The 16998-nt window shown below is 63.2% G+C and carries 13 protein-coding genes; 9 read left to right on the top strand and 4 right to left on the bottom strand.

Annotated features, from left to right (window positions below; genetic code table 11):
- The first annotated feature begins 74 nt into the window (after positions 1-74).
- The 4 genes from aqpZ to FQ746_RS18145 all read left to right on the top strand — a co-directional run bounded on the left by aqpZ (position 75) and on the right by FQ746_RS18145 (position 7228).
- The gene (gene aqpZ / locus FQ746_RS18160) at positions 75-821 is read left to right on the top strand and encodes an aquaporin Z (protein ID WP_144110927.1); all 747 of its coding nucleotides are present in this window, start codon (positions 75-77) and stop codon (positions 819-821) included.
- 10 nt (positions 822-831) lie between these two features.
- Entirely contained in the window at positions 832-5313 is a 4482-nt protein-coding gene (locus FQ746_RS18155) for an ATP-binding protein (protein WP_409932407.1), read from the top strand.
- Positions 5314-5706: 393 nt separating this feature from the next.
- The gene (locus FQ746_RS18150; protein ID WP_144110925.1) at positions 5707-6150 is read left to right on the top strand and encodes a CHRD domain-containing protein; all 444 of its coding nucleotides are present in this window, start codon (positions 5707-5709) and stop codon (positions 6148-6150) included.
- A gap of 118 nt (positions 6151-6268) precedes the next feature.
- Positions 6269-7228 (top strand): alpha/beta hydrolase, encoded by a 960-nt coding sequence (locus FQ746_RS18145; protein ID WP_144110923.1) that lies wholly within the window; start codon positions 6269-6271, stop codon positions 7226-7228.
- Here the strand turns inward: FQ746_RS18145 and FQ746_RS18140 are convergent.
- Complete coding sequence (locus tag FQ746_RS18140; protein WP_144111486.1) at positions 7198-8040, bottom strand: EcsC family protein; 843 nt, start codon at positions 8038-8040, stop codon at positions 7198-7200. The genes FQ746_RS18145 and FQ746_RS18140 overlap by 31 nt on opposite strands.
- Positions 8041-8179: 139 nt before the next feature.
- Here FQ746_RS18140 and FQ746_RS18135 point away from each other — a divergent pair, with 139 nt between their 5' ends.
- Both FQ746_RS18135 and FQ746_RS18130 read left to right on the top strand, forming a co-directional pair.
- The gene (locus tag FQ746_RS18135) at positions 8180-9775 is read left to right on the top strand and encodes an MDR family MFS transporter (protein ID WP_144110921.1); all 1596 of its coding nucleotides are present in this window, start codon (positions 8180-8182) and stop codon (positions 9773-9775) included.
- 33 nt (positions 9776-9808) lie between these two features.
- Positions 9809-10312, top strand: coding sequence for a MarR family winged helix-turn-helix transcriptional regulator (locus FQ746_RS18130; protein WP_144110919.1), 504 nt, complete (start codon positions 9809-9811; stop codon positions 10310-10312).
- 15 nt (positions 10313-10327) lie between these two features.
- Here the strand turns inward: FQ746_RS18130 and FQ746_RS18125 are convergent, their stop codons facing one another.
- The gene (locus FQ746_RS18125) at positions 10328-11605 is read right to left on the bottom strand and encodes an amino acid deaminase (RefSeq protein ID WP_144110917.1); all 1278 of its coding nucleotides are present in this window, start codon (positions 11603-11605) and stop codon (positions 10328-10330) included.
- A 155-nt stretch (positions 11606-11760) separates the two neighbouring features.
- Between FQ746_RS18125 and FQ746_RS18120 the strand changes: the two genes are divergently transcribed.
- Genes FQ746_RS18120 through FQ746_RS18110 form a run of 3 tightly spaced genes read left to right on the top strand, consistent with a single transcriptional unit; the run spans position 11761 to position 14543 of the window.
- Entirely contained in the window at positions 11761-12651 is an 891-nt protein-coding gene (locus FQ746_RS18120) for a MurR/RpiR family transcriptional regulator (protein ID WP_144110915.1), read from the top strand.
- Positions 12652-12654: 3 nt separating this feature from the next.
- Positions 12655-14136 (top strand): N-acyl-D-amino-acid deacylase family protein, encoded by a 1482-nt coding sequence (locus FQ746_RS18115; protein WP_144110913.1) that lies wholly within the window; start codon positions 12655-12657, stop codon positions 14134-14136.
- Positions 14137-14156: 20 nt separating this feature from the next.
- Positions 14157-14543, top strand: a complete 387-nt coding sequence (locus tag FQ746_RS18110; protein WP_144111485.1) for a RidA family protein — start codon at positions 14157-14159, stop codon at positions 14541-14543.
- Between the two features lie 579 nt (positions 14544-15122).
- Here FQ746_RS18110 and queF read toward each other — a convergent pair.
- Together queF and FQ746_RS18100 are read right to left on the bottom strand one after the other, a co-directional pair.
- Entirely contained in the window at positions 15123-15947 is an 825-nt protein-coding gene (queF, locus tag FQ746_RS18105) for an NADPH-dependent 7-cyano-7-deazaguanine reductase QueF (RefSeq protein ID WP_144110911.1), read from the bottom strand.
- On the bottom strand, positions 15944-16846 hold the full coding sequence (locus FQ746_RS18100; protein WP_144110909.1) for a 5'-nucleotidase: 903 nt from the start codon (positions 16844-16846) through the stop codon (positions 15944-15946). The genes queF and FQ746_RS18100 overlap by 4 nt, the downstream gene beginning before the upstream one ends.
- Positions 16847-16998 lie beyond the last annotated feature (152 nt).

Raw genomic sequence — 16998 nt, 5'->3', positions numbered from 1 at the left:
GCCATGAGTCGGGTGGACGTTTTGCGCGCGGTACGCAAGGCCGTCCGCCTTCTACAACGAACCTGGGAGGCGGCATGGTCGCGTTAGGTAAGCGGTTGTTGGTCGAGGGTGTGGGAACGGCGTGGCTGGTGTTCGTCGGCTGCGGCAGTATCGTATTGACAACCAGCGCGGTCCAGCAAGGCTACGGGGTGCTGGAAGAGTCGCTGGCCTTCGGCCTTGCGCTCGCCACCGCCTGCTACTCGCTCGGCACGTCGTCCGGCGCGCATTTCAACCCGGCCGTCACCGTCGGCTTCGCGGTTGCGCAACGATTTCCCGTCAAGGACCTGGTTCCCTACATCGCCGCGCAGATTCTCGGCGCGATCGTGGCGGCAGCGTTGCTCGTGTATCTCGCGAGCGGCCGGCCGGGGTTCGATCTCGCCGCCAGCGAGTTTGCCGCGAACGGTTTCGGCGACCATTCTCCGGCCGATTATCAAATGCATTCGGCGCTCGTCATCGAATTCGTGCTGACGTTTGCGTTCGTCATGATCACCTTGTCGATGGCGCGCAAGAAGAACGCAGCGTTCGTCGCGCCACTCGTCATCGGCACCTGTCTGATGCTCGTCTATCTGGTGTCGATTCCGGTCACCAACGGTTCGATCAATCCGGCCCGCTCGACCGCGCAGGCGCTCTTCGTCGGCGACTGGGCGCTCGACCAGTTGTGGCTGTTCTGGGCCGCGCCCATGTCGGGGGGCGTCGCGGCCGGCATGGTGTTTTCATTCTGGCAGGACAAGTCGGACCGGGCCGTCGCGGCGCTCGCGAGCGGTCAGGGCGAAGTCCTTTGAGCGGCGACTAATGCTCCCGCCCGTTCGGATGATTCTCTTCGTTGCCGCGCTCATGTTCAGGCCTGCGCGGCGTTCGGCGAGCGTGCTGCCGCTCTCGCTGGCATTCTCGCTGTCTCTCGCTTTGTCGGCCACGGCGTTCGCCCAGGTCGCCGGCGACACGTCGCAGTCCACGATGGCGGAGTCTTACCCCGCGAAGCTGACGGTCGGTGTACTCGCCGCGGGCTGGCCGCCGTTCGAAACCTTGCACGACGGTCGACTCACCGGCTTGAGCGCCGACTATCTGCGCAGTCTGGTCGGGCCGGATGTCGCGATCGAAGCGCGCGCCTATCCCGACATGCCGCACCTGTTTGCCGCAGCATGCGCCGGTCAGGTCGATCTGCTGATGAGCCTCGCGCGCACGCCCGAGCGCGAGCGTTGCCTGAACTTCACGGCGCCGTACTTCAGTTCGTCGACATCCGCAGTGGTGCGACGGGCCGGTCCCAACTACGACAGCGGCTCGGAACTGGCGGGCGCGCGCATTGCCATCGAGAAAGGCTACGCACGCGAGCGCCCGATACGCGAGCGCTTTCCTCGCGCGGCCATCGAAGGGTACGCGTCGACGCACGAGGCGCTCACCGCCGTCGCGCATGGCGCCGCCGACGTCTACTTTGGATTCACGCCGTCCGTGCAATACGCGTTAGGCACCGAGGAATTTCACGGTTTGCATGTCGCTTTCGAAGAAAGCAGCCGGACGGCTTTTCTCCGCTTCGGTGTACCGCGTGGCCGTACGCTGTTGCGTGACCAGCTCGACCGCTCGCTTGCGCTCGTCACGCCCGCGCAGGATGCAGCCATTCGCACGCATTGGCTCTCCAGCAATTTCTCAGCGAAGCCCGCGGCCGCCGCGCCGGGCCTGGTCCTCACGCCGCAGGAACAGGCCTGGCTGCGCTCGCTGCCGCCGTTGCGAGTCGGCTTCGACGAGAACTGGCCGCCGTTCAGCTATGTCGACAGCGCGGGGCGCCCGGCGGGCGTCGCGTCCGACTACCTCGCCTATCTGGCCCGCACGCTCGGCGTCGTGCTCAACCGCGCGCACACGGGCGATTGGGTCGCCACACTCGATGCGTTCCAGCGCGGCGAACTGGCGCTGCTGGCTACCGCCTCCAAAGACGACCCGCGTCTCAAAGACGCACAGCACACCGCGGTGTACGAGAACTATCCGCTGGTTATCGTCGGCCGCGAAGACGAACCGGCGGCGCGTTCGCTTGGCGATTTCGCGGCGCGTCGCGTCGCCGTGTCGTCGCATGTCGCAGGTGCTGTGCCGCAAGCGCTGAAGGTCATTCCACGCGATCGCATCGTGGTTGCGGCGACGCTGGACGACGCGCTCAAAATGGTCGAAGCCGGCGAGGCCGACGTCGTGGTCGGCAATGTCGCCGCAGTCGATATCCTGCTGAAACAGCAGTACGCCGACTCCCTCAAGATTCTCGGGACCGTCGGCGAATCCGATGCGCTGGAGTTCGCCGTTCGCCCCGATCTCGCGCCGCTCGCCGCGCTCATCGACCGGGCGTTGCTGGCCATGCCGTCCGCGGAAAAGCAGCGCATCCGCAAGAAGTGGGTGACCGGCACCACGCCGGAGTCCGGTAACTGGAGCGTCACGGCGGTGCGGCTGCTGCCCGTGCTGATTGGCTTCGGCATCGTGTTGCTGGTGACGCTGCGGGCGTATCTGCTGCTGCAGCGCGAAGTCAGACTACGCAAGCAGACCGAGCGCGAGCTGGCGCTGCAACTGAATTTTCAGGAGACCATGATGAAGATGGTCCCTTATCCATTGGTCGCCAAAGACCTCGACGGCCGCTATATCGCCGTCAACCGCGCGTACGAGGAAGTGTGCGGCAGGGGCCGAGATGCGATCGTCGGTCGCACCACCACGGAAGTTCAGACGTGGGGCGCGGCCAATAGCCGGGTGCTCGACGAGATGACCCGCGAGATGCTGCTCGACGGCGAGACGGCACAGGTCGAGTTGCAGTTCGAACTCACGGCCGGCGACGTGCGCCATGGCCTGTTCTGGACGAGCCTGTGTCGCGGCAGCGACGGCCAGCCGGTGTGCGTGCTCGGCACCATGGTCGACATCACCGACATTCGCCGCGCTGAAATGCTCGCTCGCGAAACGGAGCGGCGCCTGTTCGACGTGACGCGCTCCTTGCCCGCGGTGGTATTCCAGTTGAACCGGAGTAACGAGGGCGTCTATTCGTTTCCGTATATCGGCGGCGATACGCGGCATTTGCTGGGCGGCAGCGAAGTGCCGACGACCGGCACGCCGATCGACTTCAAACGCATCTGCGAACAGGACCGGCCGTTCGTAGTGGCCGAACTGGAGCGCTCGGCGCGCTGCGAAACGCCGATCAACCTGGAGTTCCGGTTCGATATCGACGCGGAACTGAAGTGGGCGCGTGCCGAACTCGTCCCGCGTCGCGAGGCGCACGGCGGCGTCGTCTGGAGCGGCTACTGGGTGGACGCCAGCGTGGAACACGCGCGCTCCGACGAACTCGCGCGAGCGCGTGACGCGGCCGAAGCGGCGTCGCGCGCCAAGGACGATTTCTTCGCAATGATGAGCCACGAAATCCGCACGCCGATGAACGGCGTGCTGGGTCTCGTCGAAGTGCTGGAGCGCACGCCGCTGAATCCGGATCAGGGCGAGATGTTGAGCATGATCCACGAATCGGCGGGCGCGCTGCTGCAGATTCTGGACGACCTGCTCGACTATTCGAAGATCGAAGCGGGACGGTTGACGATCGAAGCCGAGCCGATCGACATTCGCGAACTGGTCGACAACGCCGTCGGACTGCTCGCGGGCCGAGCGCATGAAAAAGGGCTGAAGGTTCGCGTCGATATCGCGGGCGACGTCGCGGCGACGCTGCTCGGCGACAGCGTGCGGCTGCGGCAGATTCTGTTCAACCTGCTCGGCAACGCGATCAAGTTCACGCCGACGGGCGAAGTCGACGTGCGCATGTCGGTCGTGGATGAAGTGCACGAGGTGCAGACCGTCGAGATGGTCGTCGAGGACAGCGGTATCGGCATCGCGCCGGAGGTGCAGGCCAAACTGTTCGAGCCGTTCGTGCAGGCGGAGTCGTCGACCACGCGCCGCTTCGGCGGCACTGGCCTCGGCTTGACGATCTGCCGCAAGCTGATCGACCTGATGGACGGCTCTCTCGATCTGCGCAGCGAGCCCGGCGTCGGCACGCGGATGATCGTGCGGCTCAGCATGCCGGTCGCGACGAGGCACTATTCGGTCAGCGGATTACGCGGCAAGCGCGCAGTCGTCGTGACGCGCGACATGGGCGTCGACCAGGCGCTGATGCATTTCGGCGCGGCGCTCGGACTCGATATGCACCGTCTTACGCCGGGCCTCGCACTCTCGCAGGCACACACGATTCTGGCTGACGCCGACCTGCTGTTCCTCGGCGAAGATTTGCCGCCGCCCGCAGGCGTGAGTTCGACCACGCGCATCATCTGTCTGACCGAGAAACCCAAGCCGACCGGCTACCGTATTCTCGACAACCACGTGCGCGTCAGCGTCAATCCGATCTCGTGGCGCGGCCTGGGTGCTGCCTGCGCGGCGGCGATGGCGGGGCTGCCGTCGGTGGCGCCGCGTGCAACGGGCATACCGCGCACGCCCGAGCGCGCCGCCGTGCCGCCGGACCGCGAACGCGCGATCGCCAGCGGCCGGCTGATTCTCGTTGCGGAAGATCATCCGGTGAATCAGGAGTTGATCCGTCATCAACTGGCGCTGCTCGGTTTTGCCTGCGACGTGGCGAGCGATGGCGCCGAAGCGCTCGCCGCGCTCGAACAGACGAGTTATGGCTGTCTGATTACCGATTGCCACATGCCGAACCTGTCGGGCTACGAACTCGCGCAACGGATCCGGGAGCGCGAAGAGAAGCAGGGCGGCACGCATCGCCTGCCGATTCTCGGCATTACCGCGAACACCGCGCCGGGCGATCTGAATCTCTGTCGCGATGCGGGCATGGACGACACGCTCGTCAAGCCGACCCGGCTCGCCACGCTACGCGACTATCTGAACCGCTGGTTCGGCACCGAGAGCGCGTGGCAAGCGACGCCTGCCGAAAGCGCGCAAGCGCCGCTCTTCACCGATCCGGCTGCCGGCGGCGGCGCGCAACCGTTCGTGCCGGTCGATCTCGGTCAAATGACGCAACTGTGGGGCAGCGAGTCGACCGTGAAGGCCTTGCTCGATTCGTTCGTTTCGTCGGTGCGCGAGGACGTCGAGCGATTGTCGCCGTTGCTGGAGCGCAGCGATCTCGGACGGTTGCGCGAATGGCTTCATCGGGTGGCCGGCGCGGCAAGCGTGCTGCAATATCCGCCGTTACTCGATGCATTGGAGACATATCGCCGCGATCTCGCAGTGCAGTCACCGGAGCGGGTGCGCGACGACGGTTTCGCGCTGATCGCCAGATGCCATGCAATGCTCGATGGCATCGAGCAGCAGTCGGCGCTGCTCGTTTAACGCACGACGCAAGGCGGGCGAAGCTTGATAACGCAAAACCAGGACGAAAAAAAACGCGGCCGAGGCCGCGTTAAAGGTTTGGAGACTTCTCGATGAAGAAGTCGCTTCTCGCAAACGGGAGCATAACCGCGTTGGTGCCGAACATTCATTACAGAAAGCGCAATTAACTCTTCGAAAAAATCGAATAGCGCTGAGAATGCTGGTTTTTCTGATCGTGATAGGTGGGCAGAGCGATAGCGTGATCTGCGTAGCTCGACCTGCCGCAATCGACCACCTTGCCGTTTGAAAGCCAGCCTGGCGACGCCTGCATTGCCTCGCGTGATTTGCACTAGTATGTGTGGCCGTGCGCAGCCGAACCGTCGGCGCGGCGTTGGATCACGACTGGAGGGGATCATGACTGCACTTCGAAAAATGAATCTGGCCATCGCCGCAGTGGCGATGTGGGCGGCAGCTTCGGGTATCGCGCTGGCCGATACGGTTGCATTGAAGGCCGACCTCGAGCCGTCGACCGAAGTCCCGCCGCGCGTCAGTCACGGGCACGGCATGCTGAACGCCACCTTCGACACGTCGAACGAAACGCTGCAATGGACCGTCACCTACGAAGGCCTGACCGGCCCGGCCACCGCCGCCCATTTTCACGGACCTGCGCCAGTGGGGCAGAACGCCAAGATCCAGGTGCCGATCGGCAAGGATGCGCTGGGTAGCCCGATCAAGGGCTCGGCGGTGCTCAGCGAACAGCAGGTGACCGATCTGATGGGCGGCCAGTGGTACTTCAACGTGCATACCGCACAAAACCCGATGGGCGAGATTCGCGGGCAGGTTTTGCCGGCCAACTAGGCTCGAAGCGAAGCCACACTCATCGCGCGTCCGCTTTTCGAGATTAGAAGCCCTTGCCCAGTGTCACCGTGGCGAACGCACGTACCATGGCGGGACCTTAGCGAAAGGAGCGTCCCCCATGAGTTGGCAAAGTGCACTCGCCTGCTGGTTTTTGCGTCGACAGTTCCGTCCGGAGACATTGAAGCCGGGCATCAATGTCGGCAAAGCGCGGGCATTGACCGCGAAGCGCGCGCGCATTCCGCGTGTACCGAACGGCTGGCGTTTGCGTGAGTGTTACGACAGCGGCGATGCGCCGTTGCGCGGCGAATGGGTGGAGCGTGTCGACGGTGGGGCGGCGGTCGCCGCCGGGCCCACCGTGCTGTATTGCCATGGCGGCGGCTACTACTTCTGCTCGCCGCGCACGCATCGCTCGATCGTGTATGGGCTTGCGACGCGCACGGGCGCTCCGGTGTTCTCGCTCGACTACCGGCTCGCGCCTGAACATCGCTTTCCAGCCGCGCTGGAAGACGCGAGCGCCGCCTACCGTCGATTGATCGCGAACGGCACGCCGCCTGCCTCGATCGTGATTGCCGGCGATTCGGCAGGCGGCGGCCTCGCGCTCGCTACGCTGGTCGCGCTGCGCGATGCCGGCGATCCGTTGCCGGCCGGCGCGTTGCTGTTCTCACCGTGGACCGATCTGGCCGCGACCGGCGCCACCCTGCAAAGCAACGACGGACTCGATCCCATGTTTAGCGGCCCTGCGATCGGCCGCGCCGCCCAGTTGTATCTCGGCGATACGCCGGGCACGCATCCCTACGCGTCGCCGGTCTACGCGGATCTGAAGGGTTTGCCGCCGCTCTTCATCATGGCGGGCAGCACCGAAGTGCTGCTCGACGATTCGCGCCGGGTCGCCGACAACGCGCGGGCGGCGGGTGTCGCTTGCGAAATCGAAGTGTGGAAGAAGATGCCGCATGTATGGCCGTTGTTCGCGCCGTTCCTGCCGGAAGCCAACCGCGCGCTCGACCGCGCCGCGAGCTTCGTGCAGCGCGTGACGAGCGAGCGTGCCGCTCAGCCGTCGAGCGCGATGTCGATGGTCTGATACGCGGACTCGACCGCCTCGGAGCCGTATTGCCGCTCGAGTCGCCGCACGGTGAAGTGGCCGTGCGCGACCTGCTGGAAGTGGTCGATGAAGACCGTATTCACCATCGCACCGAGCACCGCGCCGATCGCCGGAATCGATTTGGCGGCGATCTGTTCGCTCACCTGCACAGAGAAGCGCGCGGCGATCGTATTGAGCAGACGCAGCAAGGCCGCCGATCCGTGCGCGCTGAAACCCTTCGTGGCGATCTCGGACGACGCCTTCGAAATCGCCTGAGCCAGCGCGCCGCGCATGATGAAGTAGCCGAAATCGGCGTCGTCGTCCGCGCTCGACGAGCCGCCCATGCCCAGCACGGTCAGACATTGCAGTTGCGTGTCGATCGACGTGAGGTCCTCGCCCTCGCTGCGCGCGATGTCGCAAATCGAGCGGAACATCAGCGTGGTCGTCACCGGCAACTCGACCGGCAGCGCGAACAGGCCGAACGCTCCGCCTGCCGCGCCCGTCGTGGCCACTGCGAACTTGTGCAACAGGTTGCTCGGCTTGTCGGGCACGACCAGCGGCGTCGCGCCATCCTGACGACCCATGGTGCGCAATGCGATCGACAGGCATTTGCGCAACGCCAATTCGGTTGCATCCGTGACTTTCTCGTTGGCGAAGGCCGGCATCCGCGCGAGCAGCTTCTCCAGCGGCGCGCCGACGATACTCGCCAGCTTCATGGCGAGCGCGGGGCTTTCCAGTTCGTGTTTCGCGCGCCGCAGCGCGCGCAAATCTTCGTTCGTCAATGATGATGGGGTGAGCGAGCTCGGCTCCATGTGCCTCCCTGGCGTCATGTGGGCTCCTGCCTGTGAGCGAATATCCGGCGCTTCGTCGCACCGGTGTGTGCCAGCTTAGAGTAGTGACCCATGGTATGATTCCCCATTGTTTGACAAGTCAACTGTTGCGCTATCAAAAATGGCTGTTCATACCGCGGCCCACCACTCAAGTGGGCAAGTTTTACCTTTCCGTGAGTCGTTGCTCGCCATTCTCGGCGTCTCATTCGTGACGATGCTGGTCGCCCTCGACCAGACCGTGGTGGGCACCGCGTTGCCGACCATCGTCGCCGAACTCAAGGGCTTCGAGTTGTATGCGTGGGTCGCCACGTCGTATCTGCTCACGTCCGTCATCACCGTCCCCATCTTCGGCCGACTCGGCGATTACTATGGCCGCAAGCCATTCGTGATCGCATCGATCGTCGTCTTCACGGCCGCTTCCGTGCTGTGCGGCGCGGCCAACAACATGCTGTTCCTCGTGCTTGCGCGCGGCTTGCAGGGGATCGGCGGCGGCATGCTGGTCGGCACCGCGTTCGCCTGCATTCCCGATCTGTTTCCCGACTCCGTCGTGCGCTTGCGCTGGCAGGTCATCATGAGCTCGGCGTTCGGTATCGCGAATGCAGTCGGTCCGTCGCTCGGCGGTTTTCTCACGCAGTACTACGGCTGGCGTTCGGTTTTCTACGTGAATCTGCCGGTCGGTTTGCTGTCGCTGTTCTTCGTGTGGCGCTTTCTGCCGCATCTGCGGCATGTCGAGCATGAGAGCAAGATGCGGCTCGACTGGCCCGGCGCACTGCTGATCGCGATCGTGCTCGGCTCGTTGCAACTCTTCGTCGAACTCTTGCCGAAGCATGGCGTGACCGGCACCGCAGTGGGGTTGCTGGTGCTGAGCGTCGCCGGGGCTTACGCGCTCTGGCAGTGGGAAAAGCGCTGCCCGACGGCGATTTTGCCGGTCGAGATGTTCCGCAATCCCAGTCTCGCCGCGCTGTTCACGCTGGCCGTGCTCGGCGGCTTCACGATGTTTTCGCTGCTGTTTTACGCGCCGCTGCTGTTTCAAGGCGGCTTCGGGCTGTCGCCGAAAGACGCGGGCATCATCATCACGCCGCTCGTCGTGTTCATTACGATCGGCAGCATTACCAACGGCCGCATCGTGTCGCGCATCCGCAATCCGAATCTGATGCTGTACGTGGGCTTCGCGCTCATCGCGCTCGCTTGCCTCGGCGTCGTGGTGTCGACTCACGCGATGCCGCAATGGCTGCTGATGCTGTTCATGACGTTCGGCGGCCTGGGTCTCGGCTTCGTCATGCCGAACCTGACCATCTTCGCGCAGCAGACCGCCGGCCGCGAACACCTGGGCATTGCGACCGCTTTGCTGCAGTCGCTGCGGATGATCGGCGGGATGTTCGGCACGGCGCTCACCGGTACGCTGGTCAGCCATATGTACGCGAGCGGTGTGCGCAATGCGCTCGATAACGATCACGCGTCGAAGTGGTTTCCGAGTCTCGGCGATCCGCAAATTCTCATCAATCGCGATGCGCAGGCCACGCTGCTAGGCGAATTGGCGCAAGCCGGCCATAACGGCGCGATGCTGCTCGAAAGCGCGCGCGAAGCGCTGGTGGCGGCCATCCATCTCGGTCTGGCGATGGCGGCGGTGGTCGCCGTGTTGTCGTTGTGGCAAAGCCGTCGTGTCCCGCCGATCGAGCTCAAACGCAAGCTCGAGCCGGTCATGCACGTCGACTGATTTCCCGTTTGCTTACCGTTTGGCTGAAAGATCATGGAAGAACAGGACCGCGTCGCCGTCATGCAACAATTCGGTCGCACTTATCGGGCGTTCATGTCGGCCTTCGAGGCGCAGGTCGGCCATCCGCTGCCGCGCTGGCGCATTCTGCTCGCGCTGCACGCGCAGGACGGCGAGTCGTCGCAGAAGCGGCTGGTCGAGCGGTTGCGCGTGGACCCAGGCGCGCTCACGCGGCAGCTCAAAACCCTGGAAGCGTTGGGATGGATCGCGCGCAGCATGGACACGCGCGATAACCGCGTGACCAACGTGCATCTGACGGCGGCAGGGCAGTCTGCGATCGAAGAGAGCTTGCCGCGTCGCAATGCGTTTCTGCACGACACGATGGCGGCTTTGCCGGACGACGCGTTGGCCGCGCTCGGCGGCGCGCTGACGATGCTGGAAGCGCGGATTGCCGAAGTGGCGGCGACCGAGAGCGTCATCGCCGCTGGTTCGGCGGCTACGCAAACCGAAGACGCGGCGCCGGGCAATGAAGCAGCGTAACGGCGCCGCTCGGATTCAGAAAAACGTTTCGATCACTTCCGTCACGCGATACGCCGGATCGACCACCAGCAGTTGACGCCACTTGTCGAACGTCAGGCACGGGTGGGAGATATCGAACGCGATCATGTCGCCCACTTTCAGATCGGCGCCAGCAGGAATGCGCAGATACGCGTGCTGGTCCATCATGCCGAAAATCTCCCAGCCTTCGCTCGCTTCGATCTCGCGCGGCGCTTCGTTGCCGGGCCGATAGTGACGTGCCGGCTCCGGCATGCCGGCATCGAAAGCGGAGTCGCGCTTGCCCAGACCGATGATCGCGCGGTCCGGTTCGGGAATCGACTGCACGTAAGCCCACAACTGCAGCGCCGGCAGCAAGCCTTCGCCCATTTTCTTCGCGACCGGATTGCGCGCGAAGATGTCGGTCTGCGCCTTGCGATAAACGCCGACGTCGTGCGTCAGATAGCAGCCTGGCCTCAACACGACTTCGACCTCGCCGCTTTTTGAAGCCTTCACGAATTCTTCCGCCACCACGTCGTACCAGGCCGAGCCCGCGCCGGACAACACCGCCGGTTTGCGCGCGAAGCGACCGGCGGCGACGAGTTCGCGAGTCACGGCCACCGCGGTTTGCAGGAACTCGCGCACTTCGGCTTCTTCCTTCAACACGCCTTCATACAACTCCACGCCCGCCAGCTTGAGCACATCTGGATAGCGCGCGATGGCCTCGAGCACCGCGTTGCGTTGTGCTGCATCGCGTACGCCGGTGCGACCGCCCGGCACGCCGATTTCGAGTAGCACTTGCAGCGGCTTCTTGACCGACGTGAAAAAACGGCCCAACTGTTCGACGCCTTCGACCGAGTCGACCAGGCAGAAGAACTCGAAATCCGGATCGCTCAGCAGTTCGGCGATCATCATCATGTTGCGGCGGCCGACCAGCTGATTGGCCATCAACACGCGCGTGACCCCGCCGTGATACGCCGCGCGCACCTGATGCGCGGTGGCCAGCGTAATGCCCCATGCACCGGTTTCCAGTTGCCGGCGAAATAGCTGCGGCGCCATGGTCGTTTTGCCATGTGGCGCGAGCTTGACGCCGTACTCCGCGACGAACGCCTGCATCCATTTCAGGTTGTGCTCGACCCGATCCGCGTACAGCACGGCGGCCGGCAGGCTCACGTCCTCGTTCAGCAGATTCCATTCGAGACGCGCCGCGTCGGTCAGCTGGATGCTCGCGCCCGGAACCATGCCCAAGCCCTTGCTATAAGGATCGATTGACGCGCCTTGATAGTTTGTAACTTTCATGTTCTCCTGCTCCATCGTTCGGTTAAATCGAATCGAAATTTGACTTTGCCATGTTACCGAAAGTACGATGCTCGGACGAATGTTATTTAGTACCAGAATTTTTCAGGCGGCTTGTCCGCCTGCTTCCTGAGCCGCCTGGTCATGCCGCTGTCACGATGAACTCCACCGCCGATCCACTCGCTTTCGACATCGTCGCGCGCATCGCCGAATGCGCGCCGGAGTTGCGTTCGGCCGAACGCAAGGTGGCCGCGCAGATTCTCGACGACCTGACCGGCGCGTCGCGCGCGAGCATCGGTGCGCTTGCTCAGCAGGCTCAGGTGAGTGTGGCAACGGTGACCCGCTTTGCCAAGGCGGTCGGTTGCCGCGACGTGCGCGAACTGAAACTGCGGCTCGCGCAGGCGGCCGCGGTCGGGCAACGGTTTCTGCAGGCGGGCGCCGCCGGCGATGCGCCCGAGCCGATTGCCACACGCGTATTCGACGAAGTGCAAACTGCGCTCGCGCACAACCATCAACTGTTGCGCCAGGCGCCGCTGGGCGAAGCCGCCGCCGCTTTGCGCGCGGCCAAGATGATCTACGTGTTCGGGATGGGCGGCGGCTCCACCGCGCTTGCCGACGAGATGCGCTTCCGGCTCGTGCGTCTCGGCCGTCCGGTGGCGACGTATCAGGACGGGTTGCTGCAGCGCATGGTGGCGAGCACGGTGTCGCGCGATTGCGTGGTGATTGCGCTGTCCACGACCGGACGCGTGCCGGAAATGCTGGAGAACTGCAAGATCGCACGCGGCTACGGCGCGACGCTGATCGCGCTGACCGCGCCCGCGTCGCCGCTCGCGAAGCAGGCGGACTGGGTGATCCCGATCGTCGCCTTCGAAACCGATTTCATTTACAAGCCCTCGTCGTCGCGCTACGCGATGATGATGGCGCTCGATGTGCTCGTCACCGAACTCGCGGTCAGTCAGGGTGACGAAAGCCGCGAATTGCTGCGCCGCATGAAGCACGCGCTCGACGCGCATCGTGGCGGCGGCAATCGACAACCGTTGGGAGATTGAGTCATGCATTCGCATCCTGAAGTCGCCGACACGCTGATCGTCGGCACGCAACTCTATGACGGCACCGGCGCGCCGCCGCTCGAGCGCGACGTGGCGATTCGCGACGGCCGCATCGTCGCGATCGGCAATCTGTCGAACTGGCTTGCGGAAGAGGTGATCGAAGCCGAGGGTCGCGCGCTCGCGCCGGGTTTCATCGACGTGCATACGCACGACGACACGCATGTCATCCGTTCTCCGCAGATGCTGCCCAAGATCAGTCAGGGCGTGACCACGGTGATCGTCGGCAACTGTGGCATTAGCGCCGCGCCGGTCACGTTGAAGGGCGAGCCGCCCGATCCGATGAATCTGCTCGGTGAGCGCGACGCGTTCCAGTACCCGGATTTCGCCGATTACGTGAAAGCGGTGAACGACGCGCGGCCGGCGGTGAACGTCGGCGCACTGATCGGTCATACGGCCTTGCGCAGCAACCAGATGGACCGTCTCGATCGCGCAGCGACGGCCGACGAAATCGCCGCGATGCGGGCGCAACTCGAAGCGGCGTTGGCCAACGGCGCGTTGGGTTTGAGTTCGGGACTTGCGTACGGCTCGGCTTTTTCGGCGCCGACGGAAGAGGTGATGGCGTTGGCCGAGCCGCTGGCCGCGGCGGGTGCGCTCTACACGACGCATATGCGCACCGAGTTTGATGCGATTCTGGACGCGATGGACGAGGCGTACCGCGTCGGCCGTCATGCGCGGGTGCCGGTGGTGATCTCGCATCTGAAGTGTGCGGGGCCGTCGAACTGGGGGCGTAGTGCCGAGGTGTTGCAGTCGCTGGACGGTGCGCGGCGGTTGCAGCCGGTCGGTTGCGACTGCTACCCGTATAACCGCAGTTCTTCGACGCTCGATGTGAAACAGGTGACGGGCGACATCGACATTACGGTGACGTGGTCGGAGCCGCATCCCGAGATGGCGGGCAAGCTGGTCGGGGAGATTGCGGCGTTGTGGGGCGTGACGCAGCAGGAGGCGGGCAAGCGGTTGCAGCCGGCGGGCGCGGTGTATCACAACATGTCGGAGGACGATGTGCGGCGGATTTTGTCGCATCCGGCGTCGATGGTGGGGTCGGACGGATTGCCGAACGATCCGTTGCCGCATCCCCGCTTGTGGGGGGCGTTTCCGCGGGTGTTGGGGCATTACGTGCGCGACGCCGGGTTGTTGCCGCTGGAGGCGGCGGTGCACAAGATGACGGGGTTGTCCGCGCGGCGTTTTGGGTTGTCGCAGCGGGGCGAGGTGCATATCGGGTATCACGCCGATCTCGTGCTGTTCGATCCGGCGCGGGTGCGGGATGCTGCCACGTTCGAGTCGCCGCGGCAGGCTGCCGAGGGTATCGACGCGGTGTGGGTGAATGGCGTGCTCTCGTATCGGGATGGTGCGGTGACCGGGGAGCGGGCCGGGCGATTCGTGGCACGAGGGGCGGCCTCGAAGGCCGATGCGGGTGGGGTGTTCTGAATTTTTTTAGGAGTCGAATGATGAAGCGATATGGTGTGGAAGGTGGGAAGGGGACGGGTGGTCAGCACATGCCGTTTGCGCGGGCGGTGGAAGCGGATGGGTGGTTGTTCGTGTCTGGGCAGACGCCGATGGAGAATGGCGAGGTGATTAATGGTGGGATTGTGGAGCAATCGCACAAGGCGATTCAGAATGTTGTCGCCATTCTGGGTGAGGCGGGTTATGGGGTTGAGGATGTGGTGAGGTGTGGGGTTTGGCTGGATGATCCGCGGGATTTTGCTTCGTTTAATAAGGTTTTCAGAGAGTATTTTGGGGGGAATCCGCCGGCGCGGGCATGTGTGGTTTCTTCTATGGTGATTGATTGTAAGGTTGAGGTTGATTGTGTGGCTTATAGGAAGCCTTCGGCTTGATTTGTTTTTCTGGATTTTTTGGCCTTTCCTTGCTTTGTTAGTGGTCTATTAGCGTTCCCCCTGTGCGGGGGGGCACCTACTTTTCTTTGCCGCCGCAAAGAAAAGTAGGCAAAAGAAAGCGGCTCACACCGCTAATTCTTAAGCGGGTCCCTCGGCATTTCTTTGGTAGTGGTGCATCTGGAATCCGTGCCGTCGCGCATTCTGCGGTAGTGACAAAGCACTCATCAGCTCCCACTCCGCACTGCGTGCGTCGCGGATGGGTAAACGGCGGAAGGCAAAAAAACCGAGGGTTCCAAGAACGACCCGGGGGCGCGCGAAGCGCCGCCGGAAGAATGACGGCCTTGTCACTGAGGCGGAATGTGCGGGAACACAGATTCCAGATGCACCACTACCAGAAACCGCGCGTGGTGCCCGCTTAATGGTTAGCGGTTTGAGCCCGCTTTCTTTTGCCTACTTTTCTTTGCGGCGGCAAAGAAAAGTAGGTGCCCCCCCGCACAGGGGGAACGCTAATAGACCGAAAGCAAATCAAGGAAAGGCCAAAAAAAACCAAAACAAAAGCCAGTGCAACGTGCAAAACAGTTATTGCCGAGCCAATCTAAAATTATCCGGCATTGGCAAATTAAAATTCGTCCTGAAAGGATTAATATCCAACCCCCCCCGCCGCGTGTAACGCGCATACACCGCCAATTTAACAGGCCGACAAACCCTCACCAGATCGATAAAAATCTTCTCCACACACTGCTCATGAAACCCCGTGTGATTCCGATAAGAAATCACATACCGCAATAACCCGGCATGATCGATCTGCGGCCCGACATAATGAATCTGCAAACTCCCCCAATCCGGCTGCCCGGTCACCGGACAATTCGACTTGAGCAGATTGGAAACCACCGTCTCCTCAACCGGCGCTTCATCGAGCGCCGCCGACAGCAACGAAGCATCCGGCAGGTAAACATCCGTATCCAGATCCAGCCGATCCAGCGACAACCCGTCGAACTCCTCCATCTTCAACTTGCCAAACTCATAAGGCGCCGCAAGCTGAACCGAAACCGTCGCACCACAAGCAGCCGACACATCCCGCTTAATCGTGTCGCGCACCGCATCCATCGACTCGAACGCCGTCTGCGCAAACGACCCCAGATACAGCTTGAACGACTTCGACTCGACGATATTCGGCGAATCCGCCGGCACGAAAAACGTCGCCACCGCAATCTGCGGCTTGCCACGCAAATTCAGCCACGACAACTCGTAAGCGTTCCAGATATCCGTGCCGAAAAACGGCAACTGCGCACCAATGCCAATCGCCTCGCGCGCATTCCTGCGCGCAATCGGAAACAGCAACGATGCGTCGTATTGTTCGGTGTAAGCAGAGGGCTTACCCAGCGGTGACTGTTCAGGTGTCATGATGCGTTCACGATGCCACTCAGCACGTGCCCCGTCGCCGTCACGACGCGGGCCGATTCGCAATGGCCAATTTGGTCGTCGAAGAAAAAGTCCGGCTCGAACTCGCGCAAAAATGCGCTCTTGTCCAAACCGCCAAGAAACATCGCTTCGTCGATTTCGATGTTCCAGGCCATCAAGGTGCGGATCGCCCGCTCATGCGCCGGCGCCGATCGCGCCGTCACCAATGCCGTACGAATATGCATGGGTGCGGCTTCGTCCGCGAGTTTTTGCAAACGGTGCAGCGCTTCGAGCAAAGGCTTCAAAGGACCGTCCGCCAGCGGTAAGTCCTTATTGTGAATCTCATGGCCGACGAAAGCCCGCAAGCCATCCTTCTGGAACACGCGCTCGGCTTCGTCGGAAAACAGCACGGCGTCGCCGTCGAACGCAATCCGGATCTCGTCGGGATACGTGCTCGCCATTCTCGCCGATTCGGGCAACACGCGCGCAGCCGGAAATCCCGCGGCCAGCGCATCACGCACGTCGTCCTGATTCGCGGACAAAAACAGTGCGGCATTCAGCGGCTTCAGATAGCCGAACGGCGCGCGGCCGCGCGTGAACACCCCGCGCTCGATCGCGAGCCCATGCTCGCGGCAGGAATGGAACGCGCGCAGCCCGCTGATCGGATCGCTGCGCGACAGAATCACCACTTCGACCCGATGCCCGCCGGCGTTCAGCGCCAGCAACTTGCGGATCAGCGGAAACGCGACGCCCAGCTTCGCAGGCACCGTCAGCCGGTCGCGCTGCAACGCTTCATACGCGCGCAGGTCGCCGTCCTCGTACACGCGGTTCTCTTCCTCGAAGTCGAACAGCGCGCGCGACGAGATTGCCACCACCAGTTTGTCCGCAAGCGTGAGAGCCATCTGCGTGCTTCAGTCCCGAAAAATCATGCAAGAAACAACCGATACACCGGGTTATGCGTTTCTTCCCAGTTCGGATAACCGAGCGTCGCCTGGAAGCGCGCGAACGCATCGTTCTCGCTCTCCGGCACCTGAATGCCGACGAGAATCGAACT

The organism is Paraburkholderia sp. BCC1886 (assembly GCF_900996245.1).
Lineage (GTDB): Bacteria > Pseudomonadota > Gammaproteobacteria > Burkholderiales > Burkholderiaceae > Paraburkholderia.
Note: the sequence above shows the minus strand (reverse complement) of the source record. Positions and strands in the feature narration are given on the sequence as shown.